Origin of the sequence: Paenibacillus nuruki (assembly GCF_001721045.1) — a bacterium.
Lineage (GTDB): Bacteria > Bacillota > Bacilli > Paenibacillales > Paenibacillaceae > Saccharibacillus > Saccharibacillus nuruki.
Genome location: NZ_MDER01000035.1, coordinates 18,792 through 34,268, shown reverse-complemented (window position 1 = coordinate 34,268; position 15,477 = coordinate 18,792). Strand labels below are relative to the sequence as shown.

The 15,477-nt window shown below is 40.1% G+C and carries 15 protein-coding genes; all 15 read left to right on the top strand.

All coding sequences use genetic code 11. The features are described from left to right. Positions 1-145 precede the first annotated feature (145 nt). The 15 genes from PTI45_RS09475 (at position 146) to PTI45_RS09405 (ending at position 15,397) form a co-directional block, all read left to right on the top strand. Positions 146-1,417 carry a competence/damage-inducible protein A gene (locus tag PTI45_RS09475; protein WP_069327320.1) on the top strand — a complete coding sequence of 424 codons (1,272 nt, stop codon included), beginning with the start codon at positions 146-148 and terminating at the stop codon, positions 1,415-1,417. A 316-nt stretch (positions 1,418-1,733) separates the two neighbouring features. Next, positions 1,734-2,801 carry a recombinase RecA gene (gene recA / locus PTI45_RS09470; protein ID WP_069327319.1) on the top strand — a complete coding sequence of 356 codons (1,068 nt, stop codon included), beginning with the start codon at positions 1,734-1,736 and terminating at the stop codon, positions 2,799-2,801. Between the two features lie 144 nt (positions 2,802-2,945). Then, a complete protein-coding gene (locus PTI45_RS09465) occupies positions 2,946-3,713 on the top strand; it encodes a regulatory protein RecX (protein ID WP_083243443.1) in 768 nt (255 codons plus the stop codon). A 367-nt stretch (positions 3,714-4,080) separates the two neighbouring features. Then, entirely contained in the window at positions 4,081-5,622 is a 1,542-nt protein-coding gene (gene rny / locus PTI45_RS09460) for a ribonuclease Y (protein WP_069327318.1), read from the top strand. A gap of 65 nt (positions 5,623-5,687) precedes the next feature. Next, entirely contained in the window at positions 5,688-6,482 is a 795-nt protein-coding gene (locus PTI45_RS09455) for a TIGR00282 family metallophosphoesterase (RefSeq protein ID WP_153226900.1), read from the top strand. Positions 6,483-6,639: 157 nt separating this feature from the next. Beyond that, positions 6,640-6,900, top strand: coding sequence for a stage V sporulation protein S (locus PTI45_RS09450; protein WP_017813748.1), 261 nt, complete (start codon positions 6,640-6,642; stop codon positions 6,898-6,900). A gap of 278 nt (positions 6,901-7,178) precedes the next feature. Beyond that, positions 7,179-7,751, top strand: coding sequence for a phosphate propanoyltransferase (pduL, locus tag PTI45_RS09445; protein ID WP_069327317.1), 573 nt, complete (start codon positions 7,179-7,181; stop codon positions 7,749-7,751). Between the two features lie 112 nt (positions 7,752-7,863). Continuing rightward, on the top strand, positions 7,864-8,601 hold the full coding sequence (locus PTI45_RS09440; RefSeq protein WP_245703466.1) for a L,D-transpeptidase family protein: 738 nt from the start codon (positions 7,864-7,866) through the stop codon (positions 8,599-8,601). 170 nt (positions 8,602-8,771) lie between these two features. Then, a complete protein-coding gene (gene miaB, locus PTI45_RS09435; RefSeq protein WP_069327316.1) occupies positions 8,772-10,322 on the top strand; it encodes a tRNA (N6-isopentenyl adenosine(37)-C2)-methylthiotransferase MiaB in 1,551 nt (516 codons plus the stop codon). Positions 10,323-10,353: 31 nt separating this feature from the next. Further along, positions 10,354-10,815: a YlbF/YmcA family competence regulator gene (locus PTI45_RS09430; RefSeq protein ID WP_069327315.1), complete on the top strand. Its 462-nt coding sequence runs from the start codon at positions 10,354-10,356 to the stop codon at positions 10,813-10,815. 132 nt (positions 10,816-10,947) lie between these two features. Continuing rightward, positions 10,948-11,988 carry a GNAT family N-acetyltransferase gene (locus PTI45_RS23640; RefSeq protein ID WP_175425158.1) on the top strand — a complete coding sequence of 347 codons (1,041 nt, stop codon included), beginning with the start codon at positions 10,948-10,950 and terminating at the stop codon, positions 11,986-11,988. A 28-nt stretch (positions 11,989-12,016) separates the two neighbouring features. Beyond that, positions 12,017-12,415, top strand: a complete 399-nt coding sequence (locus PTI45_RS09420) for a PaaI family thioesterase (RefSeq protein WP_069327314.1) — start codon at positions 12,017-12,019, stop codon at positions 12,413-12,415. Between the two features lie 71 nt (positions 12,416-12,486). After that, the gene (locus PTI45_RS09415; protein ID WP_175425157.1) at positions 12,487-13,260 is read left to right on the top strand and encodes an NUDIX domain-containing protein; all 774 of its coding nucleotides are present in this window, start codon (positions 12,487-12,489) and stop codon (positions 13,258-13,260) included. Between the two features lie 48 nt (positions 13,261-13,308). Then, positions 13,309-13,851, top strand: coding sequence for a cysteine hydrolase family protein (locus PTI45_RS09410; protein ID WP_069327312.1), 543 nt, complete (start codon positions 13,309-13,311; stop codon positions 13,849-13,851). Between the two features lie 91 nt (positions 13,852-13,942). After that, complete coding sequence (locus PTI45_RS09405; RefSeq protein WP_069327311.1) at positions 13,943-15,397, top strand: nicotinate phosphoribosyltransferase; 1,455 nt, start codon at positions 13,943-13,945, stop codon at positions 15,395-15,397. Positions 15,398-15,477: the final 80 nt, after the last annotated feature.

Genomic DNA, 15,477 nt, shown 5'->3' with positions numbered 1-15,477 from the left:
AATAGGTGATATAACAAGTAATATAGTGTAAGCGGCGATAGGGTTTTCTCTATTGCCGCTTACTTTTGCCATAGTCACAGTACTTTGTATTCATTTCGAAGCATTTACATCACAGAGCAACCCTAATAATAAGGAGGCACTTGTAATGAAAGCAGAAATTATCGCAGTAGGTACAGAGCTATTACTAGGTCAGATCACTAATACGAATGCCAGATATTTATCTCAACAATTATCCTATATGGGAATAGATGTTTATTATCAGACTGTAGTAGGAGATAACTTAAATCGACTCAAACAAGCGATTGAACTTGCAAGCAGTCGCGCAGATGTTATTTTATTTTCGGGCGGAATTGGACCCACTCAAGATGATCTGACCAAAGATGCATTAGCTGAAGTTTTAGGAAGATCAATCTATATTGATCCAGCTTCTATGGAGAAAGTCGCTAGCTTTTTTGAAGGCAGAGACATTACAATGACTGAAAATAATCGTCGCCAAGCTCTTGTGATTGAAAACAGTCATGTGCTTGCTAATTCTACAGGATTGGCTGTAGGAATTGCGATTGAAGATAAAGAGAAATATTATATCGTTCTACCAGGACCTCCCAAAGAATTACAACCGATGTTTGAAAATGAAGCGAAACCTTGGCTTCTTGAGCATGTGCTCACAGATGAACATCCTATTTATTCAAAAATGCTTAAATTTGCAGGTATTGGTGAATCTGCTCTTGAAGATGCCTTGATTGATCTGATCAGTGCTCAGAGTGATCCTACGATTGCACCTTATGCCAAAGAAGCAGAAGTGACTATTCGTCTGACCACCAAAGCAGCTACAGAAAAAGAAGCGATGACCAAGCTGAAAAATATGGAAGCTCAGATTCGTGATCGTTTGCCTAATCATATGTATGCTGATCAAAATATAAGTATAGAAGAACAAATTTTATTAATGATGACAGGTATGAAGTTAACCCTAACTGCAGCAGAAAGTTGCACAGGTGGTCTACTGATGCAAAATCTAACTCTTATTCCGGGAAGCGGAAATGTATTTATGGGTGGAGTCGTCTGCTATTCCAATGAAATGAAAGAAAAAATGCTAAATGTCCCTCATGAGTTACTAGAAGGCGAGAATGCTCCAGGAGCAGTTAGCCCAGAAGTAGCAGAAGTGCTAGCGGATGAAGCTAGAAAAACATTAGATACAGACTTTGCTGTATCGATTACAGGTGTAGCGGGTCCAGGTTCTTCGGAACGCAAACCTGTAGGTTTGGTATATGTAGGGCTAGCAGAACGCAATCAACCTACACAGGTATTTGAATTGAATATCCGTGGTAATCGTGAATCGATCCGTGTTCGGGCTGCCAAAAGTATCCTGTACCGTTTGTGGCTTCGTTTAAGTGAACTTCAGAAGGAATCTGTAAAATAGTACACTTTAAATAAAACAACCTGCATCAGACGTACAAGAGCCTATGAAGCTTATTGCAATTCCTACGTCTGTTATGCTAAAATAACCGTAGACGGAAGAACCGCAGCAAATTTATTTGTTGCGGTTTTTTTATGTTTATAGACCCAAAATCAAGCAATACATGCATCTATTTGAAATCATTATTTATTACCAATAAATGTAATTAAGTAATGATTTCATACCAAAAAGACGAATATATGTTCGAAAAAAGCTTGGCAAATGAGAAAAAAAGTAGTATAATTAGAGTATAAATAAGAAGAAGAGGGACGTGAGTTTATTGTCAGATCGTCGTGCAGCGTTAGATATGGCGCTTCGTCAAATAGAGAAGCAATTTGGTAAAGGTTCGGTTATGAAACTTGGAGAATCCACTCATATGCAAGTTGAAGTTATTCCTAGTGGATCTATTGCTTTAGATATTGCTTTGGGAACAGGCGGTATGCCAAGAGGACGTATTATCGAAATATACGGACCAGAATCTTCAGGTAAAACAACAGTAGCACTTCATGCTATTGCTGAAGTTCAAAAAGCTGGAGGACAAGCAGCATTTATCGATGCAGAGCATGCTTTGGATCCTCAATATGCTAAAAACTTGGGTGTTAATATCGATGAGCTATTATTATCTCAACCAGATACAGGTGAGCAAGGTCTAGAGATCGCGGAAGCTCTTGTACGTAGTGGCGCTGTAGATATTATCGTTATCGATTCTGTAGCAGCATTGGTACCAAAAGCAGAGATCGAAGGCGAAATGGGTGACTCTCACGTTGGTTTGCAAGCACGTTTGATGTCTCAAGCATTGCGTAAATTGTCTGGTGCGATCAGCAAATCCAAAACAATCACGATCTTTATCAATCAGCTTCGTGAAAAAGTTGGCGTTATGTTTGGTAACCCTGAGACAACTCCTGGTGGTCGTGCACTTAAATTCTACTCTACTGTACGTCTAGACGTGCGTCGTATTGAAGCAATCAAAAACGGTAACGATGTTGTCGGTAACCGTACACGTATCAAAGTTGTTAAAAACAAAGTGGCTCCTCCATTCAAACAAGCTGAAGTGGATATCATGTACGGAGAAGGTATCTCCAAAGAAGGTAGCTTGATCGATATTGGTGTAGAACACGATATTGTTAACAAAAGTGGCGCTTGGTACTCTTACGAAGGTGAGCGTATGGGTCAAGGTCGCGAGAACTCTAAGCAGTTTTTGAAAGAAAACCCACACATTGCAGATATCATTGAACAAAAAATTCGTGTATCTAGCAATTTAACAACAGTGGTTGAAGAACCATCAGCTGAAGAAAAAGAAAAAGAAAGTCTTGAAGAGCAAGAATTATTCTCTAAAGCAACTGAATAATCACTTTAAGATGATATATGCTTAAATCCTGTAGCGCCCAGGACGTGAAATACGTTCAGGGCGCTTTTTTATTTATATTTCATAAAAGATTCATCTGATCACTATACACTGATTTAAAATATAGATAGACGAAAGGAAACAATTATGGCTGATTATCGTCGTTATGCTAAAAAACCGTCCAATACTAATACTACCTCTGAACCTGAGGCTGATGAAGAATGGGATATCTATGCAGATGAAGGAGAGCGTCTAGATGGGTTCCCTGATGAGGGTGAAGTAGAGATTACGGCTGTAACCCCTCTACGTAAGCCTAGGCATCATTATAAGTTAACCTTCGGTGAGTTGAACCTTATGGTGCATGAAGATGTTATGATCAAGTATCGGCTGTTAAAAGGCATGTCCTTTTCTAAAGAAGAACTAGAAAATATTGTGATCGCCAATGAACGTCAAACGGCTTATGCAGAAGCACTGAATTATTTGAGTCGCAAAGCACGTACTCGAACAGAGATTGCCCGCAAGCTTAAAGAAAAAGAAATTCATCCTGAGATCATTGAGACGACTCTTGTACGATTGCAACAAGAGAAATTAATCGATGATGAGTTATATGCTCAACAGTGGGCCAAACAAAGAGTGAATAGCCAGAAAAAAGGTAAAGTATGGATTAGACAAGAATTACGCCAAAAAGGTGTAAACAAAGAAAATATAGAGCAAGCTTTGGAAGAGATTGATCCTAATGATGAAATCGCAAGTGCTACAATACTAGCAGAAAAAAAATGGAAATCGACTTCGGGAGAAGTTTTTGATAAAAAAAGAAAAACAATGGCTTTTTTAATGAGAAGAGGATATTCTTCGGATATTGTAAGGAAAGCCCTAGATGCTGTTCAACAAAAGCCAGAAGATGATTGGGAATAACCACTAAAATCCAAATATAATAAAACCGAATAACCGCGTCATTTAGGGTAACAAACTTGACATCGTTAAATACGGTTACTGCAATTGCTTGACAATGTCTTTTGGCAAATAATAAAATGTACTTGTGCAGATTGTCATTTTTACGTCATCTTTTCCCGGCAGGTGATTAGATGAAGTGGGTAATGAATTCTGTAGCAAGACATTTCTGAAGAATTTTAGAATGTTTGATCTCCCTATGAAAAGGGAATTAGCACATGTACCCGCATGAGCAATGGAACAAATGTATAAGGGACGAATCATCGATTAACCAAATGAACATGTAATTCCCAGGGAATACCTTGGAGGAATCAGCGAGGAGGTGAACAGAATGGAAGTTCTCTGGACCACAATTCTCGTTGTTGCCGCATTATTCTTTGGGTTCTTGGTCGGATATTTTATTCGCAAGTCTCTTGCAGAAGCTAAAATTTCTAGTGCTGAACAAGCTGCTATCCAAATCGTAGAAAGTGCGAAGAAAGAAGCAGAAGCACAGAAAAAAGAAACAGTTCTGGAAGCAAAAGACGAAGTGCACAAACTCAGAACTGAAGCTGAAAAAGACATTCGTGAGCGTCGTAATGAAAATCAACGCCTGGAAAGACGATTGTTGCAGAAGGAAGAGTCGCTGGATAAAAAAATTGAATCACTAGAACGCAAAGAAGAACAAGTGGCTAACAAAGAGAAACGTATTGAAGAGACTCAGCAACAAATCGAACAACTTCACACCAGTCAGGTTGCGGAACTCGAACGAATTTCTAATCTGTCTATGGAAGATGCTCGAGGTATCATTTTGAGCAACGTGGAGCAGGAAGTTCGCCACGAAACATCACAAATGATCAAGGATATTGAACAACAGGCGAAAAATGAAGCAGACAAACGTTCTCGCGAGATTATTACTCTTGCTATTCAACGTTGTGCTGCGGATCATGTAGCCGAGACTACCGTCTCTGTTGTCACCTTGCCTAATGAAGAAATGAAAGGCAGAATTATCGGTCGTGAAGGTCGTAATATTCGTGCATTGGAGACACTTACAGGTATCGATTTAATTATCGATGATACACCGGAAGCTGTTATCCTTTCTGGATTCGATCCGATTCGCCGTGAAATTGCCCGTACCGCTCTTGAAAAATTGGTAGCAGATGGACGTATACATCCTGCAAGAATTGAAGAAATGGTGGATAAAGCACGTCGTGAAGTGGATGAGCGTATCCGTGAATACGGTGAGCAGTCTACATTTGAAGTTGGCGTACATGGACTTCATCCAGATCTTATCAAGATTTTGGGACGTCTCAAATTCCGTACCAGTTACGGTCAAAACGTACTCAAACATTCCATGGAAGTGGCTTACCTTACAGGTTTGATGGCTTCCGAATTGGGTCAAGATATCACTTTAGCGAAACGCGCAGGATTACTGCATGATATCGGTAAAGCACTCGATCACGAAGTGGAAGGTTCTCATGTAGAGATTGGCGTAGAGTTGGCTAAGAAATACAAAGAACATCCAGTTGTAATTAACAGTATCGCGTCTCACCACGGCGATACGGAAGCGACTTCTATTATTGCGATGCTTGTTGGCGCAGCAGATGCATTGTCTGCCGCAAGACCAGGTGCACGTCGTGAAACATTAGAAACGTACATCCGTCGTCTGGAGAAACTAGAAGAAATCTCTGAATCCTTTGAAGGCGTAGAGAAATCATATGCTATTCAAGCCGGACGTGAAATTCGCGTTATGGTTCAACCGGATAAAGTAGATGATGCAGATAGTTTCCGCTTGGCACGTGATATTACGAAGATGATCGAAAATGAACTGGATTATCCAGGACATATTAAAGTTACTGTTATTCGTGAAACGAGAGCAGTCGATTACGCAAAATAAAGAACGATGCGAAAAGTGACCTGGCAATCAGGTCACTTTTTCTCTTCGTGGACGGAGGAATTATCATTAAAGTTATATTTATTGGAGATATTGTTGGAAGTACAGGTCGTAAAGCGATTAAAGAGACGCTACCTCGGTTAAAATCAAAGTATACCCCGGACATCATCATAGCTAATGCCGAAAACTCAGCTTCAGGTCGGGGCATTACGCGAGGAATCGCTCGTCAACTTTTTGAAATGGGTGTACACGGTATAACGATGGGTAACCATACATGGGACAACAAAGAGATTTTTGAATTTATAGATGATGAACCCCGTATGATTCGTCCCGCTAACTTTCCTCCAGATACGCCTGGACGTGGATATACGATTATCAAAGCCGGCGGTAAGCAGCTAGGTATCGTGAATCTGCAAGGTCGTACATTTCTACCAGCGATCGATTGTCCTTTTCGCAAAGTCGATGAGATTATGGATGAATTGAAAGGGAAAGTGAATTGTGTATTAGTTGATTTCCATGCAGAAGCCACTTCAGAAAAGATTGCGATGGGATGGCATTTGGATGGTAGAGCTTCTATGGTCGTTGGTACACACACTCATGTCCAAAGTAATGATGACACCTTGCTACCTGGCGGAACAGCTTATTTGACCGATACAGGTATGGTAGGTTCATACGAAGGTGTACTCGGTATGCAGCGTGATGCGGTATTGTATAAATTCCAGACACAGTTGCCCGCTCGTTTCCAAGTGTGTGAAGGCAAATGGCATTTTCATGCTGTGTATGTGGATATAGACGATCAGACAGGCAGAGCGAAAAAGATTGAAAAGATTCGTATGTATGAAGACGAATGGCATATGGAATAGTTTCAAGTCCCAGCAGAGTGTTTAAAATCTTTATAAATTTTATGTGAAATATCATTGATTTTTGATTTTATGCAGCAGGAACCAAAAGGATGTTGTCGAATATTATCTACTAATCATGGAATCAAGCCATCATTCATTCCCAGGGGAGGTACTTATCATGGAAGTATTAAAAGTTTCAGCAAAATCCAACCCGAATTCTGTAGCAGGAGCATTGGCAGGGGTATTGCGTGAAAGAGGTGCTGCTGAACTTCAAGCAATTGGAGCAGGTGCACTGAATCAAGCAATCAAAGCAGTCGCTATTGCCCGGGGATTCGTAGCACCAAGTGGAGTTGACCTGATTTGTATTCCAGCCTTTACGGACATTGTGATTGATGGAGAAGACAGAACCGCCATGAAGTTGATTGTAGAACCTAGATAATAATGCTGCTATCCTGAACGTAAGTGGATGCCTATAATGATCCTATTATAGAGTGTAAATCTTGCAACAGAGATGATAGGTAAAAGTAGCAATTCGTTTGGATACTTGGGACCTGTAAGCTTGTTGGTTAAGCTTGGAGGTCTTTTTGCTGAGTTGCTTTTCATTTTTGATATAAAAGATGTATAATAAAGTAGCATGCATTTTGCAAATGTACGAGTATGTGCGTTTTGTTACAAAGTGCAAATGAAATAGAGAATATCGAAGGAGTGAGTGATCACATGAGTAAAACTGTACCTGTAGGCGTGTCTGCACGTCATATTCATCTAACTCAAGAACACATTGAAGTATTATTTGGTGAAGGATACCAATTAACAGAATTTAAAGCGTTGTCCCAACCTGGACAATTTGCTGCTAATGAAACTGTTGCTGTTGTAGGTAGCAAAGGAAGTTTTGAAAAAGTTCGTATTTTAGGACCTGCTCGTCCAGCAACACAATTGGAAATCTCTCGCACGGATTCTTTTGCTATTGGCGTAAAAGCTCCAGTACGTGAATCTGGTAAAATTGATGGTACACCGGGTGTACTTCTTAAAGGACCTGCGGGTGAAGTACAAATCGAAGAAGGCGTGATTGTAGCTGCACGTCATATTCATTTCCATACTTCTGATGCAGCAAAATGGGGAATTAAAGATCAAGAGTTGTTGAAAGTTCGCTTGTCTGGTGAACGTGGTCTTGTTCTAGAAAACGTTATTGCACGTGTATCTGATTCTTTTGCATTAGACATGCATATCGATACAGATGAAGCCAATGCTTCCGGTGCTGCTACTGGCGACACCGCTGAAATTATCGATTAATCATAGCTTTTTATACAGCAAGCCTATTTCGCTCTTTTGAAATAGGCTTTTTTGTTATGCTTTTTTATGATACATTCCTTATTAAAATATAGCGTGCAATGGAGGGAAATAGATGCGATTAAGAAGTATGCTCAAATGGGTATCTTTAGGGATGTTACTCTATACGCTAAGTGTAATGGTAAATACGACAACATCAATGAGTATAGCCTCGTCTAATACCTTAACAGATGAACAAAATGCGCATCAGCAAGCACTTTTTCACAAATTCGATCAACTGCATACAGAACAAGTTATTCTAGTCACAGCTGTGAATAAGAAGACATTCAAAGGCACACTTCAGATATACAATAAGCAAAATGGAAACTGGGAACTGCAAATCGTTGCTTTACCTGTAGTCCTAGGGAAAAACGGAGTAGGCAAAATTAAAGAAGGCGATGGCAAAACACCTCTAGGCACCTATTCATTAGGAACTGCTTTTGGCACAGCGTCCAAGCCTACAGGTCTGAAAGTGAATTATCAACCTCATACTTCTCAAGATTACTGGGTCGATGATGTTAGTTCTAATAACTATAATCAAAAGGTGACTGAATCAGGCAACCCCAATCAACACTGGGCATCCTATGAAAGAATGGATAATCCGCTGTATAAATACGGTATGGTTGTGAATTACAATACCGATCCAATTATTAAAGGCAAAGGCAGTGCGATCTTTATGCATATCTGGCGAGCATCGAATCGACCTACCGATGGCTGTATTGCTTTATCTGAAGCCAATCTATTAAAAGTGTTACAAGCGATCGATCCTGCGAAGTCTCCTAAGATTCGGATCGGTACAGTCAGTGCTCGCTAAATGTATGGTTAACTAGTTAAGAATATTAGCTGTTATACGGGTGGATGAGGTATGATTTGACAGCTTTTTATAATAGAGTAAGCATGATATAATTAGCAGTAATGCTTTTTTGAGATGTTGGAAGAGGCATACAGAACTTTAGAATGATGCTTACAGTGGGGAGTGGCAGCATGTCAAAAGAAATTAAGGATTATTCCAAGTATTTTGATTTTTCGGATGCTAAAGTGATTTCAGAAGATGAAACTGGCAAAAAAATTCGTATCCGAGGTCGGGAAATCCATATTATATCTGAACCGAATCAACGTGAAGAAAAGAAACGTGGTAAACAAGATGTTCAAGTCGTGTACGAAGAAAGCATCCCAGAAGACATGCGTATGATCGGAATTGGTAAGCATTATCTGGTCTATACATTTGGTTGTCAGATGAATGAGCATGATTCGGAGACTATTAAAGGCATGCTAGAACAAATGGGCTACCAAGCGACTGAAAGCAGAGAAGAAGCAGATATTATTTTGTTAAATACGTGTGCTATTCGTGAAAATGCAGAAGATCGTGTATTCGGTGAATTGGGTCATCTCAAAACATTGAAGCTAGAAAACCCGGGCTTGTTACTCGGTGTATGCGGATGTATGTCGCAAGAAGAAGGCGTCGTTAACCGTATTATGCAAAAGCATGGATTTGTAGATATGATCTTCGGTACACATAATATCCACCGTCTGCCTTATTTGATCCAAGAATCGCTATTCAGTAAAGAAATGGTCGTCGAAGTCTGGTCCAAAGAAGGAGACATCGTCGAAAATTTACCGAAAAAGCGGCAGGGTATGCGTGGTTGGGTAAATATTATGTATGGATGCGATAAATTCTGTACGTATTGCATTGTGCCTTTTACACGTGGTAAAGAACGCAGTCGTCTTCCGCAAGATGTTATTGCTGAGGTGCGTGAATTAGCACGTCAAGGATTTAAAGAAATTACACTACTGGGTCAAAATGTAAATGCTTATGGCAAAGATTTGACAGGTATGAATTATACATTTGGCGATCTAATGGATGATATCTCTAAAATTGATATTCCGCGTGTTCGCTTCACAACATCGCATCCAAGAGATTTTGATGATCGCTTGATCGAAGTACTGGCTAAAGGTGGCAATTTAGTCGAGCATATTCATTTGCCTGTGCAATCAGGTAGCAGTGCAGTGCTCAAGAAAATGAGTCGTAAATATACACGCGAGTTGTATCTAGACTTGGTGGGTAGAATCAAAACAGCGATTCCTCATGCGGTGCTGACTACAGATATTATTGTAGGGTTCCCCGGGGAGACTGATGAGCAATTCGAAGAAACATTATCACTTGTGCGTGAAGTAGGATTCGATTCAGCATTTACCTTTATCTATTCACCACGTGAAGGTACACCCGCTGCAGTGATGGAAGACAATGTACCGATGGAAGTGAAAAAAGAACGTTTGCAACGCTTGAACAAAACAATTAAAGATTATAGCTTGATCGGTAGTGAGAAATTCTTAGGTCAAGTTGTTGAAGTATTGGTTGAAGGTGAGAGTAAAAATAATGCTACTGTGCTTGCAGGACGCACACGTTCTAACAAACTGGTGCATTTTGAAGGTTCAGCAGATATGATCGGTCAATTCGTGCATGTACAAATTACCGATTATAAAACATTCTATATCAAAGGCGAGCTGGTTCCAGAACCGGTTATAGCTTATTAATTAAATTTGGAACGTGAACGGAGGATTGTCGATGGAGCATCATGATCGCAATGTTGAGTCAACGACAGGCGGAGCACCACTTGAATTGAATACACAGGGTCTTTTTATTCGTGAAGATATTATGGCAAAAACAAAACAATTAGCTGCATTGATCTCGGAAAGTGAAGAAGTGGATCATTTCAAAAGAGCAGAAAAAATGATTCAAACTCATCCACGGATCGAAGAGTTAATTCGTACCATCAAAAAAAAGCAAAAAGAAGTGGTTGCTTTTGAATCGATGAAAAACGAAAAAATGATTGCTCGAATTGAAGGCGAATTAACAGCGTTACAACAAGAACTGGATGATATTCCTTTAGTATCGGATTATCAAGAAAGTCAGGTCGAAATTAACGATATGTTGCAAATGGTTATTTCCGTTATCCATGATACCGTTTCTGAGAAAATTAATGTAGAGAGCGGTAAGGATTCACCTCCATCGTCCTGCAATGACTAGAACAAATTCAAAGACGCGGAGCCTATAGCCGCGTCTTTTTGTATTCCGATATCTTTTTTCGTTGCAGTGGATAGTCATTGTTAACAATCACTCATTGCTCTTGATTCTACATGCAGAAAGAAGTGAATGGTCATGGAATCTTCTGATTATAGTTATGATTCTGTGTTAATCCGTGCTCAATCCAATTACGAAAGTATACCGATTACCTTGTTAATGCTTGCTGATCCTGATCTAGAAGCTGTAGAACACTACAAAGCCTATTGTCGTTGGTGGACCGCAGAAATAGCGAATCATATCGTAGGCGTCTGTGGAGTGCTTCAACATGCAGCACAAGAATGGGAAATCATGAACATTGCGGTAGAAGTAGATTATGAGAGGCAAGGGATTGGTAGCAAATTACTAGATGAAGTATTACAGCAGTTAAAACAGTACAAAGCTCAAGTGGTTACCGTAGCTACAGGTAATTCGAGTCTAGGAGCACTTGCTTTTTATCAAAAACATGGTTTTCGCATGATACGAATCGAGCATGATCATTTTATAAGACATTACCAGCAACCGATTATCGAAAATGGAATTGTCTGCCGTGATCAAGTGATTTTACAAAAAACATGGGCAGATTCTAACTCTCTGTCTTCTGTATATCCCTATACCAAAGAACCTTATCTAGCAATGTTAGTGTCTGTACGTATTGCGCAGATGAAAGATTCAGGGGCTTTGGTTCGGATGAAGCAGAAATTAGATGAACAGACTACATTTATGCTGCTTGAACCAGGAGAACGAAATCTGAATGAAGCTGAACAACGAGAAATGATTCGCTATGCACTGCGTAGTGCCAATTCTAATATTTTTCTAGCTGAGTACGAAGGTCAGATTATTGGATATTTGGAAGCGATTGGTGGCAAAGTTGCACGTAATCGTCATAGTGTATATATTGTTGTAGGTGTACTTCAAGAGTATGCTAATCGTGGGATTGGACGACGATTATTTCAGACGATGATTCATTGGGCGCAAGATCGACATTTACATCGTCTTGAATTGAATGTACAAAGCAGTAATGAACGCGCTTTACATTTATATCGTTCATTAGGTTTTCGTATCGAAGGGATTCAAAAAAACGCATTAGTGGTTGAACATCAGTATGTAGATTTGATACAAATGGGATTGTTATTGTAACAACCGTTTTGAACAGGAGGAGCATTTTTTGACACATTGGGATGAAATATTAAAAAAAAGCGAACAACTATATTGGGGATTATTGGGGTGCCGTCTAATCGCAAGTGAGCAAGATTATATTACGATTGGACTCACGGCGACTCCACAACATCTTAATCATATGCATATTGTGCATGGTGGTGTGCAGATGTCGATGATGGATCAGGTGATGGGGATGTTGTCGATGGCGATTCAAGATGGGCAACCTTGTGTTACAACAAATATGAATACGCATTTTGTAGAGTCGATGAAAGAAGGCGAATTATTCGCAACAGCTAGAATTCTTCATCTTTCAGGAAGAACAGTAACTTTACAAGCTGAAGTTTCTAACGAACAAGGCGTTGTAGGCGCTATCTCGACAGCTACATTTATCGCAACTCGGAAATAAAGATTGACCTGCCTTAGAGAATCATTCATAATGATATTATCAAAAAGATAAAATGAACAGTGGTGATAACGATGACGGATAACAGCAAACAGCATTCGTATGATGTCAAAAAGTATCGTACGCCCGATGGCGCACCCGCCGATATTGTCATGTTTACTTTGACCAAAAAAGAGCGGAAGACGTTTACCAAAACATTACCTTTGCGTGAACTGAAAGTAATGTTGATTCGTCGTCGCTCATGGCCTTTTGCCGGAAAATGGGCTTTGCCTGGTGGATTTTCACGCGATGATGAGTCTTTATTTGAAGCCGCACAGCGTGAACTCAAAGAAGAGACAGGAGTCGACGGTCGCCATCTTGAGTATTTGGGTGTCTATAGTGAGCCCGGGCGTGATCCTCGTGGTTGGATTATATCGCATGCGTTTTTTGCTTTAGTAGAAGAACAGGTGTTGGAAAAACGGCAAGCTGCTGATGATGCGGAAGAAGTCGGTCTATTTACGATTGAAGAAGCATTAGAAAAGCTAGAACTTGGATTTGATCATCATGATATTATTCGTGATGCGTATATGCGAATTCAAGAACAGATGCTTAGTACAGTGATTGCCAAAAAGTTTTTGCCGCCTGAATTTACGTTAAGCGAATTGTATCAGGTGATCAAAGCGGTTGTACCTGACTTTGAAGAACCGAACTTTATTCGCAAAATCACTTCAACACGTAGCCGTAAAGGTATTATTGAAGAGGTGCATGATGAAGAGGGGAACTTACTAAGTTCGAATCAGTACTCTCAACGCCCAGCACAATTGTATCGTTTTACAGGTCTTGTACCTCGTCTTTCGATTTATTCGTAAGGATATGCTGAATGATTGTTTGTATTTCAATATCTGGAGGTCTATATCATGAAAGCTCTTATTGTGATCGATTATACTCGTGACTTTGTAGATGGTGCTTTACCTGTAGGACAACCTGCAATCGATATTGAACAGCGTATCGTTGAATTGACAGAGAAATTTGTTAGTACTCATGATTATATAGTGATGGCTGTTGATATGCATGAACCGAATGATGCGTACCATCCAGAGACCGCTCTTTTTCCACCACATAATATTCGTGGTACAGCTGGACGAGAATTGTATGGTCGGTTAAGTGAAGTCTATGCAGAACATCAACAGCAGATCGTCTGGATGGATAAAACGAGATACAGCGCGTTTGCCGGAACCGATCTTGAATTGAAATTGCGTGAACGTGAAATAACTGAATTGCATCTCATTGGCGTATGTACCGATATCTGTGTACTGCATACAGCTGTAGATGCTTACAATAAAGGGTTCAAATTAGTGATTCATACCGATGCAATAGCAAGCTTTAATGCACAAGGTCACGTATGGGCAATCGATCATTTTGAGAAAAGTATAGGTGCACAACTTATTCATAGTTATTAATGTGCAATGATTCACAATTCTGCTTGTGCAGCAGAAAGACGTGCAAGCAGAATTGCTTTAGCATGATCAACAATGAAGAGGTGACATGGTGATGAACGAAATGGGACTGGCTTTACATACAGATAAGTATCAAATCAATATGATGTATGCTCATTGGATTAACGGTACACATCATAAGAAAGCAGTATTTGAAGCTTATTTCCGCAGACTTCCTTTCGGTAACGGATATGCCGTCTTTGCAGGTCTGGAACGGATTGTGAATTATATAACCAACTTGAGTTTTCGAGAAGAAGATATTGCTTATCTGGCAGAACAGGAAGAGAACTATGACGCGAAGTTTTTAGAAGAATTGCGCCAGTTCCGTTTTCATGGCAATTTGTTTTCGATGAAAGAAGGAGCCGTTGTTTTTGCAGATGAGCCATTGATTCGTGTAGAAGGTTCGATTATTGAAGCACAGTTGGTAGAGACAGCTTTGCTTAACTTTATGAACTATCAGACGCTAATTGCCACCAAAGCTTCACGGATCAAGCAGGTGGGCGGTACGGATACGTTGCTAGAGTTTGGTACAAGACGTGCTCAAGAAGCCGATGCGGCGATCTGGGGAGCTAGAGCGGCTTATATCGCAGGCTTCCATGCGACTTCAAATATGTTAGCAGGGGCTAGATTCGGTATTCCTACCAAAGGTACACATGCTCATGCTTGGGTACAAAGTTTCGGTAATGAACAAGAAGCTTTTGATCGTTATGCGAATGCGATGCCAGATGGAGTCACTTTGCTAGTCGATACATTTGATACGTTAGGTAGCGGTGTACCTCATGCGATTAAGACCGCCAAAGACTTAGAAGCTCGTGGCAAAAAGATGATTGCTATTCGTCTGGATAGTGGTGACCTTGCATATTTGTCGATTCAAGCTCGCAAAATGTTAGATGATGCAGGATTATCTTACGTCAAAATCGTTGCTTCTAACGATCTCGATGAAAATACAATCTTGGATCTAAAAGCGCAAGGGGCACGAATTGATACATGGGGCGTAGGAACACAGTTAATCACAGCATCAGATCAACCTTCTTTGGGTGGCGTATACAAATTAGTCGAGTGCGAGATTGATGGCGAAATGGTACCTACAATCAAAATCTCGGCTAATCCCGAAAAAGTATCGACACCGGGAACGAAAGAAGTCTACCGGATCATCAATCCAACCAATGGTAAAGCTATTGCGGACTATATCTGTTTCCCAGATGAAAAAGAGCCGCTTGAAGGCAAACGTCTTAAATTGTTTAATCCAGCGCATCCTTATATTCGTAAATATGTATCTGACTATAAAGCGGTTCCTATGTTGGAACCTATTTTTATCGAAGGTAAGCAAGTCTATACGATGCCTAATTTGGAAGAGATTCGGGCGTATCATGTGAGTCAACTGGATGAATTCTGGCCAGAATATTTGCGCAAATTAAATCCTGAGATTTATCGTGTAAATGTGAGCGTCAAAGCTTGGGAAATGAAGCAGAAATTGATTGCACAATATTTACCGGAAGAAGAACTTTAATCAGTACTAAACCAGAATCTGAACCTGCCTTTTTTATAAAGGTGGGTTTTTTGGTTATATTACGTAAGAGAGTACAGTGA